Annotated in this window: 13 protein-coding genes and 1 tRNA gene; 8 read left to right on the top strand and 6 right to left on the bottom strand. The window is 56.5% G+C overall.

Features of this window, described 5'->3' with window-relative positions; genetic code table 11:
- Window positions 1–59: 59 nt before the first annotated feature.
- Window positions 60–2,258 carry a TonB-dependent receptor domain-containing protein gene (locus ACHZCJ_RS01320; protein ID WP_321323227.1) on the top strand — a complete coding sequence of 733 codons (2,199 nt, stop codon included), beginning with the start codon at window positions 60–62 and terminating at the stop codon, window positions 2,256–2,258.
- 310 nt (window positions 2,259–2,568) lie between these two features.
- Window positions 2,569–3,879, top strand: coding sequence for a M24 family metallopeptidase (locus tag ACHZCJ_RS01325; protein WP_321323229.1), 1,311 nt, complete (start codon window positions 2,569–2,571; stop codon window positions 3,877–3,879).
- Window positions 3,880–4,145: 266 nt separating this feature from the next.
- Here ACHZCJ_RS01325 and ACHZCJ_RS01330 read toward each other — a convergent pair whose 3' ends face one another.
- From ACHZCJ_RS01330 to folK, 3 genes are all read right to left on the bottom strand, one after another.
- Window positions 4,146–6,107, bottom strand: coding sequence for an acyltransferase family protein (locus tag ACHZCJ_RS01330; protein ID WP_394700001.1), 1,962 nt, complete (start codon window positions 6,105–6,107; stop codon window positions 4,146–4,148).
- Window positions 6,108–6,729: 622 nt separating this feature from the next.
- A tRNA-Lys gene (locus tag ACHZCJ_RS01335) sits at window positions 6,730–6,805 on the bottom strand.
- A 45-nt stretch (window positions 6,806–6,850) separates the two neighbouring features.
- On the bottom strand, window positions 6,851–7,396 hold the full coding sequence (gene folK / locus ACHZCJ_RS01340; protein ID WP_159643456.1) for a 2-amino-4-hydroxy-6-hydroxymethyldihydropteridine diphosphokinase: 546 nt from the start codon (window positions 7,394–7,396) through the stop codon (window positions 6,851–6,853).
- A gap of 117 nt (window positions 7,397–7,513) precedes the next feature.
- Here folK and ACHZCJ_RS01345 point away from each other — a divergent pair, with 117 nt between their 5' ends.
- From ACHZCJ_RS01345 to ACHZCJ_RS01360, 4 genes are all read left to right on the top strand, one after another.
- Window positions 7,514–8,065, top strand: a complete 552-nt coding sequence (locus ACHZCJ_RS01345; RefSeq protein ID WP_321323232.1) for a superoxide dismutase family protein — start codon at window positions 7,514–7,516, stop codon at window positions 8,063–8,065.
- 40 nt (window positions 8,066–8,105) lie between these two features.
- On the top strand, window positions 8,106–8,570 hold the full coding sequence (locus tag ACHZCJ_RS01350) for a low molecular weight protein-tyrosine-phosphatase (protein WP_159643454.1): 465 nt from the start codon (window positions 8,106–8,108) through the stop codon (window positions 8,568–8,570).
- A gap of 256 nt (window positions 8,571–8,826) precedes the next feature.
- The gene (locus ACHZCJ_RS01355; protein WP_321323234.1) at window positions 8,827–9,561 is read left to right on the top strand and encodes a Bax inhibitor-1/YccA family protein; all 735 of its coding nucleotides are present in this window, start codon (window positions 8,827–8,829) and stop codon (window positions 9,559–9,561) included.
- 157 nt (window positions 9,562–9,718) lie between these two features.
- Window positions 9,719–10,456, top strand: coding sequence for a hypothetical protein (locus ACHZCJ_RS01360; RefSeq protein ID WP_321323236.1), 738 nt, complete (start codon window positions 9,719–9,721; stop codon window positions 10,454–10,456).
- 76 nt (window positions 10,457–10,532) lie between these two features.
- Here the strand turns inward: ACHZCJ_RS01360 and ACHZCJ_RS01365 are convergent, their stop codons facing one another.
- Window positions 10,533–11,150 carry a glutathione S-transferase family protein gene (locus tag ACHZCJ_RS01365; RefSeq protein WP_321323238.1) on the bottom strand — a complete coding sequence of 206 codons (618 nt, stop codon included), beginning with the start codon at window positions 11,148–11,150 and terminating at the stop codon, window positions 10,533–10,535.
- Between the two features lie 62 nt (window positions 11,151–11,212).
- Between ACHZCJ_RS01365 and ACHZCJ_RS01370 the strand changes: the two genes are divergently transcribed.
- Window positions 11,213–11,557, top strand: coding sequence for an EthD domain-containing protein (locus ACHZCJ_RS01370; protein WP_321323240.1), 345 nt, complete (start codon window positions 11,213–11,215; stop codon window positions 11,555–11,557).
- A gap of 148 nt (window positions 11,558–11,705) precedes the next feature.
- Window positions 11,706–14,528 carry a DUF3857 domain-containing protein gene (locus tag ACHZCJ_RS01375; protein ID WP_321323242.1) on the top strand — a complete coding sequence of 941 codons (2,823 nt, stop codon included), beginning with the start codon at window positions 11,706–11,708 and terminating at the stop codon, window positions 14,526–14,528.
- Window positions 14,529–14,693: 165 nt separating this feature from the next.
- Here the strand turns inward: ACHZCJ_RS01375 and clpA are convergent, their stop codons facing one another.
- Complete coding sequence (gene clpA / locus ACHZCJ_RS01380; protein ID WP_321323245.1) at window positions 14,694–17,012, bottom strand: ATP-dependent Clp protease ATP-binding subunit ClpA; 2,319 nt, start codon at window positions 17,010–17,012, stop codon at window positions 14,694–14,696.
- A gap of 268 nt (window positions 17,013–17,280) precedes the next feature.
- Window positions 17,281–17,478, bottom strand: coding sequence for a DUF1192 domain-containing protein (locus tag ACHZCJ_RS01385; RefSeq protein ID WP_159643440.1), 198 nt, complete (start codon window positions 17,476–17,478; stop codon window positions 17,281–17,283).
- Window positions 17,479–17,572: the final 94 nt, after the last annotated feature.

The following is a 17,572-nucleotide window of genomic DNA, read 5'->3' on the forward strand; positions in this document are numbered from 1 at the left end:
ATCGGAATCGGCCTTCATATTTTGATGGGCAAGGATATCAGGGATAAAAGGACATTGATATGAACCATAAAAAAATAGTCGCGCCATTGACAGCCACAACAATCCTGTCCGCATTCGCTCCATTAGCAGCGCAGGCACAGATTCAGACCGAAGAAGCCGAGACATCATCATCAAATGTGATCGTGGTGACGGCGCAACGGCGAGAACAAAATCTGCAGGAAACACCGGTAACGATCACGGCGCTGGATTCCGACGCGCTCGATCAACAGGGCATTGTCGATGTTCAAGGTCTTGCCCGGGCGGTCCCCAATCTTCAACTGCTGCCGGCAACTGCAAACCCCTCTACACTGCAAATCGGTCTGCGTGGAGGGGCTGAACAAGTTGGCGGCCTGATCGTTTCCGAACCGGTGGTCGGCATATATATCGACGATGTGTATCGTGCTAGGCTACAAGGTTCCAATTCACAATTGGGCGATGTCGAGCGGATCGAGGTGCTGCGCGGACCGCAGGGAACTTTGTACGGGCGCAATAATTTTTCCGGCGCGCTGAAGATCATTACGCGCACACCGTCCGCCACGGATGAGTGGGTGAATGGTTCCATCGGATACGGCAGCTATGACGAAGTGAAAGCAACCGCATCAGTCGGCACGGGGCTGACTGATACAATGGGCGCTTCGGTGTCAGTCCTCTACCGCGATGTCGGCGAAGGTTATATCTACAATCGCGCCACCGGCGAGGATATCGGCAAAGAAGAAAATATCGCTGTTCGCGGCAAACTGGCGTTTCAAGACGGTCCGTTTGAAGCAACCCTCTCAGCGACTTATTCGCGGGATAAAAATGATGGATATATTGCGGTCGCCGGCAATCTGCCGCGTGTGCCGACCGGCCGTACCGATTTTGTCACGACCGATGATATCACACCCCGGTTCGGCACCGATCCCTATATTGTCGAATATCCCCAGGAATCTAGCGGGCGGACGGAAACCATCGCTGTATCGCTCAACGCAGCTTATGATTTCGGCGATATCACTTTGCGTTCGATCACGGGATATGTCGATCTCGAAGATGACTGGAGATGGGATCTGGCAGGCGGTTTTGAACCCAGCCCGGGTGTCTATTCGGCTGCGTTTGATCGAAGTGCGGAGTCGACTGCGGACCAGTTTTCTCAGGAACTTCAGCTTCAGGGCGAGGCGCTTGACGGCAAGCTCAACTGGATTGTCGGCGGCTTTTATTTCCGCGAAACCGGGGATCAATCGATCACGGACGATATACCACTCTTCGGTCTGAACAATCTCGATCCGACATATCTGTCGATCAAGACCGAAAGCTATGCCGCGTTCGCGCAGGTGGATTATGCCGTGACCGACAGGGCGACGATTACCGTGGGCGGGCGATATAGTGTGGATCATAAGGATTTTGATGCGAGCATCCAATCCGGCTTTGGCACGCCCAATCCGCGAACGGCCGTGTCTTTGCGAGAAAAGTTCAGTTCCTTCACCCCGAAAATCGGGCTGGATTACGAAGTGAGCGATGATCTTTTTGCCTACGCCTCCATTTCGAAGGGATTTAAGGGGGGCGGCTTCAACGGCCTGTCGATCCTTGATCCGTCCGTATTGGCAACGGCCTATGAACCACAGAGTGTCTGGGCCTATGAAGGGGGTCTCAAAAGCACGTTCATGAACGGCTTCGGACGCGCCAATATCACTGTTTTCTACAATGATATCTCGGGCTTGCAGCAATCTAGCCTTATCAGCCCCGGCTCTTTTGCCATTCAGAATGTCGGCGATGCCACGGTATTTGGCGTAGAATTCGAATTGTCGCTGTCTCCGATCGAGGGTTTCAACCTGTTTGCAAATGTCGGTTATCAAGACGGAGACTACAGCTTTCTTGATCCGACATCACAGGCCGCCGCTGCCGGCGGTACCGATCTTCCTCTCGTGCCCGACTGGACATTTCAGACCGGTATGAATTTCGAGGAGAATCTGAATGACGATCTGGTGATGCGCATCGGGATCGACGGGTCCTATACGGGCGATTCCTTTTCTGAAGTTACCAATGCGATCGAGACGAAGGCCTATTTCCGATCCAACGCTTTTGCCGCCATTGCTACGGATGACCGGCGCTGGGAGCTGAAGTTCCAGGTCGATAACCTGACCGATGAAGCTACTTATGTTGCCGGTTTTACGGGAACGACCAGTCCCGGTTTTACCATCCTGAAACCACGGACGTTCCTCGCGAGCCTGTCCTTCGCGATGTAGGATCGTTCGATTAACGTTAGACCGGGGTGCCGATAAAGTGCATGATCAACTTCATATGACGAACATCGTGCAGCCCGAATTGACCTCCGCAATTGGCAAATATGCCATTTGCGGAGGTCTGCGACCGATGACCATTCGAAGGCTGGATGGTCGTCCGGATGGTGGCGGAGCCAAGTTGACAACCGGTATCGCGGGTTGGCGAGATCTGGTCAGCAGTGGTTCCTATCCGCGATAGGGTCACTTTGAACACGGTCTGACCGGACCATCACACCGGCCAATGGATCGGATCATATTTGAGGAATCGGCTTTTATGGATCGCAGAACATTTTTGGCAGTGAGCGCCGTATCGGCGTCAATCGGTGCGACCAGGCTTGATGCAGCGGCACCCGCAAAACTTCCCCCGATGACGGCGCCGGATGGCATTGACCGGGACCGGGCAAGCTCCCTGATGGAAAAATTCGGATTTTCTTTGCTGGTGCTAGAGCAACCGGTCAATGTCTATTATTTTACCGGCATCAGATCCGGCATGCACCGCCTCGGGTTTGAGAACCAGAGTTTCGCGGTTGTCGCCAAAGACAAGACCGCCCCAATCCGCTTCATCACAGCCCAGTTCCCTTATTATTTCATGTCGGCCGATGTGGGACTTGCCCCCGGTGTCGAACCGATGCTGGTGACCGGGCCGGATGGAGACGAGGCCGCCGATGCCGTCATGCTGGCCACGCCCGAAGGGGAGAGCAAGACCGCCAGAGAACAGAACCGGCGTCGTGAAATACTGGGTGCCGCGCCCTATTATCAATCGACAGAGGATGCTTTCAAGGCTGCTCTAGAGGGCGTGGACCTATCAGGCGGTATCGTTGGATATGACACCATTCACGCGCATAATCTTGTCGCGAAATCCCTACCCGGAGCGCGGAAAGGCAACGGCCTGGATCTGGCAAAGCATATCCGCCTGATCAAAACAGAGCGGGAAATCGGCCTGATGAAGGCGGCATCGCGGGCCAATATTGCAGCCGCGCTGGAGACGACCGGCCAGTTCCGCAATCTCGGCACATTGCGCAACATCCGCAATCACTTCAATTCGCAAGTCGGTCTGTTGGGCAATGTGCCGGGATTTCTGGTGCTTAACGGCGCAATCGACGAAGCCTATGATGAAGATATTGTCGAGGGCACGGCGATCTTGATCGACGGGGTCAGTTCGCGGGCCGGCTATCATGGCGATTATGGCCGCACTGTTTTCATCGGCGAACCTGCATCCCATATGATCCGCAAGGTTAAAACCATCGGCACCGCATGGGATGAAGTGCGTAACGGGCTGAAGCCGGGTATGCGTTTTTCCGACATTCGCGCGCAGGGGCAGGCGGTGTTACGCAAGCTGGGAAGCAGCATCCAGGTTCCGTTCAATCCCCATTGCGTGGGACTGGCGCACACGGAACATCCCGAATTTGATAGCGATGGCTCGGCGCTGGACCTGGTGCTCCAGCCCGGTATGATCATCAGCGTCGATTGCCCGTTGTTGGAAAGCGGTTCCGCCGGTACCGCTCACCTCGAGGACCTGGTGCTGATCACGGAATCGGGAAGCGAGGCGATCCACGATACCGGCAACCAGATCATCATTGCCTGAATAACAGAATTAGCCGCCGTGCGTCGGGCTGGCCGGCCCGGTTGCTGTCATTTCATTCGTAGCAGATTCAATCTGCAGGATGGCCATTTTGTCGTCGAGCCAAGGCTTTGATCGGGTTCGTTCTGGGCATCTTCGCTCACCGAAGCGGGACGAGCTTGATATGGAGTTCGCCCGCAAGAGAACAGGAAAGGCACAAATTACGGCGCGTCACAGCGCCCGTCACCGGATCATTGGCCGCAGGCCAGAACAATACCCCGCCCCGGTCGTCAACCCGCGACGGAGGCGGGCTGCTCCAAAAGGCCTTGTTCAAGGGCGCGCCGGACAAAGTAGCGCGCGCCGTCCAACGTCCAGTGATGCCCGTCAAACATCGCCTTTTTCCCGTCGGGCGTGATGAGATGACAAGACCCGACCGCATCGTCACACACCAAATCCCTGCGCGAGACAAACCGGATATCCAGTTGCTGGGCAAGATTACGCAAAGTCAGGTTGAGCGGCGCGACGCTGGCAACCTCATAGCGCGGAGCAAGCGCATTCAGTTTCTCAAGGCTCGCGTGATCCCCGGAACGCCGCAAGTACCAGTCGAATATTGGCAGCACCCCGGGTGATTCAAACTCTGCCGTGTTTCCAATCAGCAGAACCCTTTTTTCCCGCGCGCGCATGCCCTGGAGGGCGGCGGTCAGTTTCGCGATCTTGGTGGAATCATATTTTGTCGCGACCATGACAAGATCGGCTGCGGCAAAGTTCGGCGAAGCGAACAGTGCCTCCACGTCGGACTTGGCAAAATTGCTGCGAAGGCCATAGCGCGCGACTTCATACCCATTTGCGTTCAGGTACAGGCCATTGAAGAAATCTTTGCTGTGGGAATTTCCGACAACCAATATCTTCGGACCGCCTGTATCTTTGAACCAAAGATCCTCTTTCTCGTGGCGTGACGCCACATGGGCCAGTGGTTCGCCTTCACTAGAATTTTGATACAAACCCTTCAGGATGGACCAAGATTGTTTTTGCAGCACTTCGTTGTCGTAAGTGTTATCCTGATAGAGCGCGTCGAGCTTGGCGAGCCGATGCTGCGACAGCATATCGGTGAAACTGCTTAGCCCGGCAAAAATCGCGATTGCGAGAGTGGCCATGCATGTCGTCGCCACAAAGGCCCGACCCGGTATGCGAAAGCGAAACGGCTTTTCGACCGCATAGTAGCCCGCAGCCGAGAGGGCGAGGGTGACAACAATCCAGAGCGCGTGGTCCGCTGCGGTCACGCCGTCCAGGTTGGTCAGCCGACCGAAGGCAAACACAGGAAAATGCCAAAGGTAAATTGAATAAGAGAGCTTCCCGATGAACACGAAGGGAGAGGTGGACAGCACCTTCGTCAACGGCTCACCCGGCTGAGCAAACCACAAAAGCCCACAGCATGCCAAGATGAAAGGCAAAGTGGGTAGGCCAGGATGTGCGTGTTGGTCAAAGTGAAAGGCGACGAAATAGCCGATGATAACGATAAGAGAAAAGAGGGGAACAAAGCCCGCGAACCGCCTTGTGCGAAGAGCATCCGGTCGTTTTTGGGACAGATATGCCAGCCCGGAGCCGGCAAGCAATTCCCACGCCCGACTAGCCGGCGAGAAAAAGGACAGGTCTGCCCGATGGAGTGTGGTCAGATGAGCGATGACAAGACTGATAAGGGCCATGGCAACGATACCGATCCAGATCGCATTTCGTCTACCGATTTTGAACAAACCAAACAGAGCCAAAGGGAAAAGAAGGTAGAACTGCTCTTCGATCGCAAGGCTCCAGGTATGCAGGAACGGTTGCAGCAGGCTCGACTGCGCTCCATAGCTGCCAAGCTGATCTGCCCAGAAAAGGTTGCTGACGAAGAATAGATTGGTGAGCAGCGACATGCCGAAACGGCTTAGCTCGCTCGGAAGCAAAACGGCCAAGGCCACCGGAACGCTGACCAGCATGACCAATAGCAGGGGAGGGAGAATACGTCGCGCGCGCCGCGCATAGAACCGGCCAAAGCCGATCCTGCCCCGCGTTTGCAATTCTTCCAGAAGGATTTTGGTAATCAGAAAGCCAGAAAGAACAAAGAACAAATCAACGCCAAGAAAGCCCCCTGGCAGAATAGAAGTTCCTGCAACCGTTATCTTCAGGTGATAAATCAGAACAGCCGCAACCGCGATGCAGCGCATACCGTCGATTTCCGGGCGATAGGTAAGTTTATGTCCTGAGCTATGCATTGGGAAACCGTTCCGTAAATGCCCAGCCTCTTGCCGAATTCCCCCGGCAAATGCAACTTCGACCTGCCCCCTATTCAGCGTCGCGCTCAGGCTTGTGTGACACATGCCTGAAAGCGGCCGTATTTCGACAAAACGAAGATTGGCCAAACCGGGACATTATGCGCAAGCCTGTTCGGCAAAGGAAAGATAAATATGTCGCATGGACTATGTCGCCTGCCGATTTTCCCGGGACCATTCCTGAGCATGTTTTTCGCATCGCGAACCGGATTGGCGTCCCTTCGGAGGCTCTTGATCTCTCGTTGACCAGAACCTTGTTCTAACCATCGCACGCCGTGGGGTCACGCGGGAGTGTCGGCTTCGGTCAACTCGGATATGTGGAGTCGGCCCTGAATGGGCAGGGCTGCCCACAACACTCTGGCAATCGAAGCGCTCTGCCAATCCCTGACCCTTCCCTCCCGGATAAGCAAGCGAGGCGCGCGAAAGCCACCGCGCTCTTACAGAGAATATCGGGGATGTTGTGCGCTGGGCGCAGATCGGGATGCTTATTCGGTTCTGGACCGCGCCATTGAATGTCGCAAGCAGTTCAAAGCCTGTCCAACACACTAATCTATATAGATAAAAGTGGTGAGCCCTGCTGGGTTCGAACCAGCGACCTACTGATTAAAAGTCAGTTGCTCTACCGACTGAGCTAAGGGCCCCCTCAACAGGCTGTGCGGTGCACGATGCCTTCGGGAAGCGCTTCCCTAGTGGCGCTTTGTTTCATGGTCAAGCGGCTTTGGCGCTTTTTCCGGACGTTTTTTGGGTCGGTGGTTGCGGGCGGCCAGCTGGGCGATGGTCAGGCCGGTCAGCGGGTCGCGCCAATCGGCAGCGATTTCCGTGGCTGGCCCGAGCACGAAGCTGCGTTGGCGCAGCATCGGGTGGGGGATTGTCAGGGCAGGGGAGGCGCCGGCGAAGGCGCCGCCGTCCCACATTATGATATCGAGGTCCAGAACCCTGCGCGACCAGGCCTGGCCGCGGCGCTGGCCGAATCCGGCCTCGATCTGCTTGAGCAGTGCCAGCAAAGCGGGCGGCTGCGCCCGTGTCCTGATGATCGCCGCGGCATTGGCATAGCTGCGCTGCGAGGGGCCGACCGGGCGAGACGTGATGGTGGAGGACGTGGCGCAGACTGTCAGGCCGTCATCGCCCATCCGCTCCAGTGCGGCGGTCAGCACGGCGCGCGGCGCGCCGAATCGCCGGTGGCGCTGGTTCGAACCGAGGGCGATCAGGTAGAGCATGGGCCGGTCGGGCATGGACGTTTATCTGGTTCCTGTGCGATGCCGGAAGGAAATTGCCGGAACAAATGGTTCCAAGCGGGCGGATCGGCTGCTATCATGCAAGCAATGCTATGGAAATCAAGGAGAAGCTTTGTGGGTCAGCTTAATGTCGGTTTGTCAGCCATGGTCCTGTTGTCGCTATCCGCTGCGGGGTGCAGCCAGAATGGCGTATCCCCGGGCGAAGTCAGCGGCAATGTCGCGCGCGCGGCGCTGGCGGCAGCGGACGAGACGCCTCATGGCGAGGTGATTGTCGCCCAAGGTGACAATGGTCTGCTCGTCAATATTACGGCAAAGGGCCTGCCTCCGGGGCCTCATGGCGTGCATATTCACGAGACCGGCAAATGCGAAGCGCCTGATTTCAAATCGGCCGGTGGTCACTGGAATCCTTCCGACAAACAGCATGGCTTCGACAATCCGCAAGGCGCGCACGCGGGCGATTTCTTCAATCTGGATATTGGTGCGGATGGCAGCGGCGCGCTGGAAGCGACCATTTCCGGTGCATCGCTGAGCGACGGCGAGAATCCGCTGCTCGATGCCGACGGTGCGGCATTTGTCGTGCACGCCGGTCCGGATGACCTGAAGACGGATCCGTCCGGTGAAAGCGGTGGCCGGCTGGCTTGTGGCGTATTTGTCGGCGGACGCTGACCCCGCCCGTTTCGTTGTTTGCAATTTGTAGAGTAGTTTGATGAGTGCGTCTGTCCTGTTTGTCTGTCTTGGCAATATCTGCCGGTCGCCGCTGGCCGAAGCGGCCCTGCGGCGGGAGTGCATGAATTCCGCGCTGAATATCATCGTCGATTCCGCCGGCACCGGCGACTGGCATGCCGGGCAGCCCCCGGACGAGCGCGCGCAAGCGGTGGCGGCGCAAAATGGCGTGGACATCGGCCATTTGCGCGCGCGTCAGGTCAAGACATCGGACTTCCGCGATTTCGATCATATCATCGCGCTGGACAACCAGAATCTGCGCGATCTGGAAGCGCTGCAACCGGTGAAGGCGGTTGCGAAACTGTCGCTGCTCTTCGATCATGTCGAGGGCCGGGCGGGCGAGGATGTCGCAGACCCCTATTATGGTGGAGACCGCGATTTCGAGCAGACCTGGGCAGAAGTGACCGAGGCGGCGCGCAATATCCGCAGATGGCTGGAAGCCGGCTGAGGCAATTGTGTTCTGGCCGCGGGGAACCCCGCAAAGACTGCCGGCCACAGCGGACCGGTGCTGATCCGGCAGGGTCCTGTCGTTTGCCGAAGATTTCATTTGATTGACCATCTGGCCATAGATGGTATCTATCGAATCCGGCGGGAATATTTTATCCAGGCGCAGCGGTTTCCCTTGAAAAAAATGCGCTGTTACCCGATATTGAAGCTAATCAGAGCCCGTTTTTCCGGCTCGCTTATTTGAGGAGTATGCAATTATGGCTTGGCAAGATCCAAGAACAACCTTCGGGCAGGCCCCTGTGGGCACCGCTCCACAGACGCAGGTCGCGTTTGATGCCGGCCTGCGCAGCTACATGCTCAAAGTCTATAATTATATGGCCAGCGGCGTGTTGCTGACCGGCATCGTCGCGATGCTGTTCGCCAGCTCCGGCCTTGCGCAGGATATCATGTTCGGCGGCGGACTGCTGAAATGGCTGATTATCCTTTCACCACTGGCGATCGTCTTTGCGATGACGCTCGGGCAGAACAAATTTTCCACGACCGCGCTGCAAGCGATGTTCTGGGGGTTTGCGACGCTTATGGGGCTGTCGATGTCGACCATCTTTCTGGTCTATACCGGCGCTTCAATCGCCCAGACATTCTTTGCCACGGCAGCGGCCTTCCTCGGCCTGAGCCTCTATGGCTACACCACCAAGAAAGACCTGTCCGGCTGGGGCAGCTTCCTGATCATGGGTGTTGTCGGTCTGCTCGTCGCGATGGTGATCAATATCTTCCTGCAGTCGACCATGATGCAGCTGGTGATCAGCGCGATCGGCGTACTGATCTTCGCAGGTCTGACCGCCTACGACACGCAGCGGATCAAGAGCATGTATGCTTATGTCGCAGGCACCGACATGGTCGGCAAGACCGTGGTCCTGAGCGCACTCAGCCTCTATCTGGACTTCATCAACATGTTCCAGTTCCTGCTTACCTTCATGGGCAGTCAGGAATAGGCCTCGTACCGACAGGCAATTTATTGATAGGCAAAGAGCCCGGCAGGAAACTGTCGGGCTTTTTCTTTTGGCGCTTCGTCGAGATTTGCGCGCAAATGCTGGACATTCATTTCCGTGAATCATAAGGAATTGGCAGTTGTTCTGGGAGAAAATCACAATGCCGCGTTTGAAGGATTTGCGTCTTATTTTGGTAGCTGGCGGAGTGGCTCTGCTCGCGGCCTGTCAAACACCGGCACCGCCACCCCCGGCTCCGGCTCCGGTCGTCCAGCCGCAATATACGCCGCGCGCACCGACACCGCCGTTCGGCGCGAGCCATCTTTCGGTTATACCCGCGCTTCGCGCTGACGGCCTGCGCGAAACGATCAATCGCGATCTCGGACCGCTGGAGACTTTGTGGCATGTTCGCGCGGCTTTGAATGTCGCGGCGCTGAGCTGTACCGGCCCGCTCTACGAACGTCTGGTGGACGACTATAATGCGTTCATCAAGAATAACAGCGCCTCGCTGCGCAACGCGAATAACGCGATCATCAGGAAGTTCCAGCGGGATATAGGCAGCGGCTACAAGACCGAGCATGACCGTCACCAGACTCAGCTGTATAATTACTGGTCCTTCTCGCCGCTGCGCCGGCCCTTCTGCGACCAGGCCGTGCAAATCAGCCAGCGCGCTATCGTGACCAAGTCGGCGGATCTCAACCTGTTTGCGGCAGAGGCTTTGCCGGAACTGGAAAAGCCGTTCACCGATTTCTACCTCGCATACGAGGAATATGAACGCGACCTCAACGCGTGGCAGGTTCAATATGGCGATCCGACGACAGTTGCTGAGCAGCCGGCAGAGGGGCAACCGGTTCTCGAACAGCCCGTTCTCGGAGAAGATCAACCCGTTTCCGGTGAATGATTCATTCTTGAGCGGGCAAGAAAAAAGGCCAGACGGGAACGCCCCTCTGGCCTTTTTCGTCGCCCTGAACGGCTGGTCAGCTGTTCTCGGCAATCAGGCCGTCATCAATAGCCTTTGCTGCCTTATAGGCGTCACGATCGGTCAGTCGCGCCGCATAGGCGACGAAGCTTTCCCGGGTGGGCAAAGTGCCGAATTGCGTTCCCCAGATAACCTGCGCGCCGACATAGACATCCGCCATGGTGAAGCGAGAGCCGCAGACATAGGGATCGCTTTGAAACTTGTTGTCCAGAACGTCGACCACGCGATCATAATTGCCGTAACCGGCGGTCCTCTCCTTGTCCGGTGGCACGTCAAAACCTAGCGTGCGGTTGGTGATCGCTGCTTCGACAGGGCCGGCGGTAAAGAACAGCCAGCGGAAATAGTCCGCCTGCTCGTCGACGCCCGGAGCGAGGCCCGCTTCCGGGAAGGCCGCTGCAAGATAGGCACAGATGGCGGGGCCTTCGGTCACCACCTTGCCGTTGTGCGCTATCGCCGGAACCTTGCCCATCGGATTGATGGCGAGATAGTCATCCGCCTTCATCGTTGTGCCATAATCAAGCAAGACCTGCTCATAATCTGCCCCCGCCTCGTGCAGCGCCCAGCGCGCTATCTGGCCGCGTGACATCGGGTTGGTGTAAAAGCTGATAGTGGACATATTAATCTCCCTCCTTTGGGATGGATGATTAACAGAGGACAGCAGCAAACGGGAGACCCTTAATGATCAAGCATTTCTTTCTGATATCGAAAAAGCCGGAGGTGTCGGAGGCGGATTTTCGGGACTATTATGAGACCCGTCATGTGCCGTTGATCAAGCGGCTGCTGCCGATGTTCGCCCATTATCAGCGCCATTATCTGGACCGGTCGCAAAGCCGGATAGATGCGACGCAAGCCGATCCCGGATTTGATGTGATCACGGAAATCCATTTTGCGGGGCAGCAGGATTATGATCTGTTTCTGGCCAGGCTTTCCGATCCCGAGGTGATTGCCGCGATCCGGGCGGACGAAGCCAATTTCCTGATCAGCAATGCGACCCGCTCCCTGCGGATCGACAGCAGCGGTTGAATGCCGGGCTGTCGCATCCGCTATGCGCTGCCGGTAACGGCGACGCTGTTGGCGAATATATCCGGATGGCCCCGATTTAGCCAACAACGACTTGTTATTACTAGTGATCCGAATAAGATGGGGAAAATATAGGGGCAAAACACAGCTAATGAAGCAATTTTATCTGGCGCTTGTCGGCGCTTTTTACTTGATGTCGGCATCCTCCGCGACTGCATCTGCCGACCTCCGGTTCGATCAGCCGGGATCATGGGTGGAATCCGCGGATATTAATCGTGTTCTCGACGATAATCCCGGGAGCGAAGCCATATTGGTAATTCTGGATATCCAGCGGCAACTGGAACATGGCAAGGTCTCTTCCTATCACGACGTAGCCGTGCGTATCGATTCTACCAAAACCATGGCGAATATGCTGTCGCTGTTAAGCCCTAGCTGGCATCCGGACCAGGGCGATCTGACTGTTCACCGATACCAGATTATCCGCGGTGACGACGTGATCGACCTTACGAAAGTCGACAATATTTTCGATGTGATCCGCCGGGAAAAAAATCTGGAGCGGCAACAGATCAACGGTATGCTCACCGCCATTTCGCAGGTCGAGGATCTGCAACTGGATGACATTGTCCGGATGAGCTACACCGTTACCTCGGCCAATGATGCGCTTGCCGGGCGGGTACAGGCCGCTGGCGGCTTCGCTAGCGAGGATGTCAAGGTCGATTTCGTTCGCCAGCGGATTCGCTGGCCGGTCGAGATGGATGTCAAATGGCGCGGTTCCAAGGCCGAAATCGTGCCGGTGATCACGAACGAGGCGGGCTGGACGAATCTGGAGGTCGATTATCGCTCCAAGGCACCGGACGTTGAAATCCCCAAAGATGCGCCAATGCGGTTCAAGGACCGCAATCTTTTTGAAGTGGCCAGCTTTGCATCGTGGAAAGATGTCTCGCGCGTCAATGCGGCCCTATATCCCCGCAAGGACGGCATCGTGAAGGGGGGTGCCCTTGATCAGGAAATCCAGGCGATTGCCGCTCAGACGCGTGACAAGAAGCAGCGGACGGCGCTCGCGCTACGGCTGGTTCAGGACAAGATCCGCTACCTTTATAACGGCATGGGATTTGGCAATTACACTCCGCAGCAGCCGGAGGAAACCTGGAAGCTACGCTATGGTGACTGCAAGGCGAAAACCTATTTGCTGCTCGCAATTCTGCGCCGGCTCGATATCAAGGCTGTGCCGATGCTGGTCAGCGCCAGCCAGCGCGATATCGTCAAGGAAAGACTGCCTTCGTTCCAGGCCTTCGATCATATCATTGTGAAGGCGGAAATAGACGGTACGGATTATTGGCTCGATGGCACCGGCAGCGGTACGCGGATCGATGACATGGTCAACTCTCCGACCCATCGCTACGGCTTGCCGAGCGTCCGAAATGGTGCCGAACTGGAAGAAATTCCCATTCGCCGCCCGGGCCGGCCCTTCCAGACGGTCATCGTTACCTATGACGTGACAGCGGGTACCGATCTTCCGGCCGCCTTCGAACTCCAGGCCACACTTCGCGACAGCGATGCCACCGCACTGAAAAATGCCATGGCGCAGTTTTCGGAAGAGAAGGTGAAAGAACTGCGCGAGGAAACCGCCCTGGGGTACGTGCTCGACGGGCTTGTCTACGAAACCAGCTTCACCTTTGATGAGGAAGAGGAAACCGGATATCTGACGGCCAAGGGGCTGTCCTATCTTGACTGGGATATCAAAACCGGCAGGCACCGGCATGAACTGTGGAGCGTGTCTGACAATTTCAAGGTCCAGAAAACCCGTGATGAAGAAGAATTGCGCGGCTTGCCGGTCAATATGAGCTATCCGATATATTTTCAGTACCGGACCAACTACATCCTGCCCGAGCGATATAACGGAGCATCCCTCGAAGGTCTGGCGGAAAGCAGTTCGGAAATTGCCGGTTTCCAGTTCAGCCGCTCGGCATATAAGGACGGCAACCAGATTGTTTCGGAGGAAGAATATCATACCGGCCGTTGGGAATTGCCGGCGGAAGCGTTCGAGACCGAACGGCGAAAGCTGGCGCGCCTCAACCGGGATGGAGTGAAAATCATTCTCCCCGAGGACCGGGTATTACCGTGGCGCGAGGTAGAAGATTTCAAGCGGTCGGGACAAGTGGAGGGGCATCGCGCGGCTTTCGATCAGCATGTCGCCAATGCCAGGGAGGACGATGACGACGCCCTAATCAATCGCGCCTATTTTCATCAGATATTGGGGGAATATGATAATGCGATTGCCGATGTGGAAAGCGCTCTGGCGATCAACTCAGATGCCGAAAATTATAAATGGCTTGGTGACCTGAAGCTCGGCTCCGATCCGGCGGCCGCAATTGCCGCTTATTCCAGTGCGATCGAGATCAAGCCGGCCTATTTTGACGCCTTGCTTGATCTGATCAGGTTGCATGTGCGTCTGGGAGATTATGACGAGGCCCATGCGGTGCTGGAACGGGCAAAAGATGCCGGCCTCACCGAAACCAGCTTTGATTCGATCCATATCGAGATATTGCAGGCCGAAGGCAAATTCGACGAGGCCATGGCGATCATCAATGATCTGGTCGACGAGGAACCGGATAATGCGGGCTATCTCGCCGACCGCTGCCTGTTGCGGGCGATGGAGAAAACCGCTCTCGATCTGGCGCTGGCCGACTGTACCAATATGATCGAACTGGCCGAACGCAGTTCCTATTATCATTTCATCCGCGCTCTGGTCTATTACCAGCGCGGGGAATATCAGCTGGCCATCGATGATCTGGACAAATCGATCAAGGTCAGCGACCGCCGCGGCTATGTTTATCATCTCCGGTCGCGCGCACATCGCAAACTGGGGCAGATCGACGCGGCCGAAAATGACGAAAAGACCGCCCGGTTCCGCTACAAATATGCCGGCTGGTACTGGGGCCATTTTTCCGAGGATGCGGCGGCGAAGCAGTAATCGGCATCGTTGCGGGATGGACGCTTAGGTCCGTGATGCGGAACTGATTGGAATGGCCTTCCTGCCACCGGAGCGGTTGGCGCGGCATTATGACATATAAAAACGGCGCGGGATCAACCGCGCCGTTTTCGTTTTCAGGGGCTTGCCAGCCGTTTTCGGGGCGAATTACTTCGCCTTGCTGTCGGCGGTTTTCTTCGCCGGCTTTTTCTTCTTCTTCGCCTTGGGTGCGGCGGCGGTGACTTCAAATGTCAGTTCATTGTCCTTCAAATGCACCTTGACCTCGCCGCCGTTCTTGAGCTTGCCGAACAGCAGTTCCTCGGCGAGCGGCTGCTTGATCTTTTCCTGGATCAGGCGGCCCATCGGACGGGCACCGTAGAGCTTGTCATAACCACGCTCGGTGAGCCATGCCTGGGCATCCTCGTCCAGCGTGATATGCACATTCTGGTCGGCCAGTTGTAGTTCGAGTTCGAGAATGAATTTCTCGACAACCCGCGACACCACTTCCGGCGGCAGATAGGCAAAGGGCACGATCGCATCCAGACGGTTGCGGAATTCGGGGGTGAACATTTTCTTCACCGCCTCGTCGCCGGCATCTTCCTTGGACATATTGCCGAAGCCGATGCCTTCCTTCGCCATGTCGGACGCGCCGGCATTGGTGGTCATGATCAGCACGACATTGCGGAAATCAACGGTCTTGCCGTGGTGATCGGTCAGCTTGCCGTTATCCATCACCTGCAGCAGGATGTTGAACAAGTCCGGATGCGCTTTCTCGATTTCGTCGAGCAGCAGCACGCAATGCGGATTCTGGTCGATGGCATCGGTCAGCAGCCCGCCTTGGTCATAGCCGACATAGCCCGGAGGCGCGCCGATCAGGCGGGAAACGCTGTGGCGTTCCATATATTCCGACATGTCGAAACGCTTGAGCGGAATGCCCATGATCGATGACAATTGCCGGGCGACTTCGGTCTTGCCGACGCCGGTCGGGCCGCTGAACAGATAGTTGCCGATCGGCTTGTCCGGTTCGCGCAGCCCCGCACGGGACAATTTGATCGCGCTGGACAGCTTGCTGATTGCAGCATCCTGACCAAAGACCACCCGCTTGAGGTTCCGTTCGAGATTCTCGAGCGTCTGCTTGTCGTCTTTCGACACGGATTTCGGCGGGATGCGCGCCATCGTTGCGATCACGGCCTCGATATCCTTGGTGGTGATCATCTTCTTGCGACGCGAGGGTGGCAACAGCATCTGCATCGCGCCAACCTCGTCAATCACGTCGATCGCCTTGTCCGGCAGCTTCCGGTCGTTGATATAGCGGGTCGACAGTTCCACCGCCGATTTCAGCGCGTCCGGTGCGTAACGAACCTTGTGATGCTCTTCAAAGGCACCGCGCAGGCCGGCGAGAATCTTGATCGTATCCTCGACCGACGGTTCGTTGATGTCGATTTTCTGGAAACGCCGCAGCAAGGCGCGGTCCTTTTCGAAATGGTTGCGGAATTCCTTGTAGGTGGTCGACCCGATGCAGCGGATGACGCCGCCGGACAGTGCCGGTTTCAGCAGGTTGGACGCATCCATCGCGCCGCCGCTGGTGGCACCGGCACCGATCACCGTGTGAATTTCGTCGATGAACAGAATCGCATCCGGCATTTTTTCCAGTTCCGACACGACCTGCTTCAGCCGTTCCTCGAAATCGCCGCGATAGCGGGTTCCGGCCAGCAGCGCGCCCATGTCGAGCGAGTAGATGACCGCCGGTTTCAGGACGTCGGGGACATTTTCTTCGACAATACGCAGCGCCAGTCCTTCGGCGATGGCGGTTTTGCCAACCCCGGGCTCGCCGACATACAGCGGGTTGTTCTTCGAACGCCGGCACAGGATCTGCACCGTGCGATCGACCTCTGCCTGCCGCCCGATCAGCGGATCAATCCGGCCTTCTTCGGCCTTGGCGTTCAGGTTAACCGTAAACTGGTCGAGCGCTGTCTCTTTCTTGTTCTTGTCCTTTTTGTCCTCTTCGTTCTCCATGCCGGACAATTCGGCCGGCTCGGGCGTGTTGCCGCCCTTGCCGACACCGTGGCTAATGAAGCTGACCGCATCGAGGCGGCTCATATCCTGCTGCTGCAGAAAATAGACGGCATAGCTTTCCCGCTCGGAAAAAAGCGCGACCAGCACATTGGCGCCGGTGACTTCATCCTTGCCGGACGACTGGACATGGAGAATTGCCCGCTGCACGACCCGCTGAAATCCGGATGTCGGGGATGGGTCGATTGCTTTTTCCACTTTCAGCGAATCCAGTTCGCTGTCGAGATAGAGAATGACGGCGTCTTCCAGTTCACCCAGATCGACGCCGCAGGCGTTCATGACCTGGGAAGCATCGCCATCGTCAACCAGTGCGAGAAGAAGATGCTCGAGAGTCGCATATTCATGGTTGCGATCGGCGGCATTTTTCAGCGCCTGATGCAGGGTTTTCTCGAGCGATTCCGCGAATGATGGCATTAATATTACTCCAAATTTGGGACGTCTTGAGCGTCCCGCTTGCCGGAACAGATGCGGTTCATCCGGTTCCGGGCTTTAACCAATGACTTGCTTTCTAGATCGTGCGCCGCGCCCCAAAGATCAAGGGCACCGGGCTTGTGATCTGCATCCATCCGGCCAAAGCTGCCAGTTTTTCGTCCCTCTTCTCCTATACGGTCCAAAATGAAACGTCTGAACCCGACTATTATTAAACAAGGTTAACAAATGCTTTAGCGAAAGCCAGCCTTTATCACTTTTTGAACAGATTTTCCGCGCTCGCGCGATGGCTTACCGCGAAGCTTTTCTTGGCTTCGCAACGGCTTATTTCCGATTTCAAAAGCGAAATCCGCTGGTCCAGTTCGTCCACCGACAACGGATCGAGATCCTGTTTGACCAATAAGGCCACGGGGTCGTTGGCGTTGCGGGGTAAATCCTCGTTATCATCCATGAATCGACAAACCTCCTGCATCGCAATGTTGACCGCTCGTGCTTTGCTGTCAATAAGGGCCGGGATTAAGGGAGCTCGCAAATTTCCTGGGGGA

Source organism: uncultured Parasphingorhabdus sp. (assembly GCF_963677535.2).
Taxonomy (GTDB): Bacteria; Pseudomonadota; Alphaproteobacteria; order Sphingomonadales; family Sphingomonadaceae; genus Parasphingorhabdus.

What these genes read in the sequence shown, in the direction of transcription:
- folK (WP_159643456.1), bottom strand. Translation starts at nt 7,396, where the DNA reads ATGCCCGACCGGCCCATGCTCTACCTGATCGCCCTCGGTTCGAACCAG.
- ACHZCJ_RS01355 (WP_321323234.1), top strand. Translation starts at nt 8,827, where the DNA reads ATGGCTTGGCAAGATCCAAGAACAACCTTCGGGCAGGCCCCTGTGGGC.
- ACHZCJ_RS01360 (WP_321323236.1), top strand. Translation starts at nt 9,719, where the DNA reads ATGCCGCGTTTGAAGGATTTGCGTCTTATTTTGGTAGCTGGCGGAGTG.
- clpA (WP_321323245.1), bottom strand. Translation starts at nt 17,012, where the DNA reads ATGCCATCATTCGCGGAATCGCTCGAGAAAACCCTGCATCAGGCGCTG.
- ACHZCJ_RS01385 (WP_159643440.1), bottom strand. Translation starts at nt 17,478, where the DNA reads ATGGATGATAACGAGGATTTACCCCGCAACGCCAACGACCCCGTGGCC.
- ACHZCJ_RS01365 (WP_321323238.1), bottom strand. Translation starts at nt 11,150, where the DNA reads ATGTCCACTATCAGCTTTTACACCAACCCGATGTCACGCGGCCAGATA.
- ACHZCJ_RS01320 (WP_321323227.1), top strand. Translation starts at nt 60, where the DNA reads ATGAACCATAAAAAAATAGTCGCGCCATTGACAGCCACAACAATCCTG.
- ACHZCJ_RS01325 (WP_321323229.1), top strand. Translation starts at nt 2,569, where the DNA reads ATGGATCGCAGAACATTTTTGGCAGTGAGCGCCGTATCGGCGTCAATC.
- ACHZCJ_RS01330 (WP_394700001.1), bottom strand. Translation starts at nt 6,107, where the DNA reads ATGCATAGCTCAGGACATAAACTTACCTATCGCCCGGAAATCGACGGT.
- ACHZCJ_RS01375 (WP_321323242.1), top strand. Translation starts at nt 11,706, where the DNA reads ATGAAGCAATTTTATCTGGCGCTTGTCGGCGCTTTTTACTTGATGTCG.
- ACHZCJ_RS01350 (WP_159643454.1), top strand. Translation starts at nt 8,106, where the DNA reads ATGAGTGCGTCTGTCCTGTTTGTCTGTCTTGGCAATATCTGCCGGTCG.
- ACHZCJ_RS01370 (WP_321323240.1), top strand. Translation starts at nt 11,213, where the DNA reads ATGATCAAGCATTTCTTTCTGATATCGAAAAAGCCGGAGGTGTCGGAG.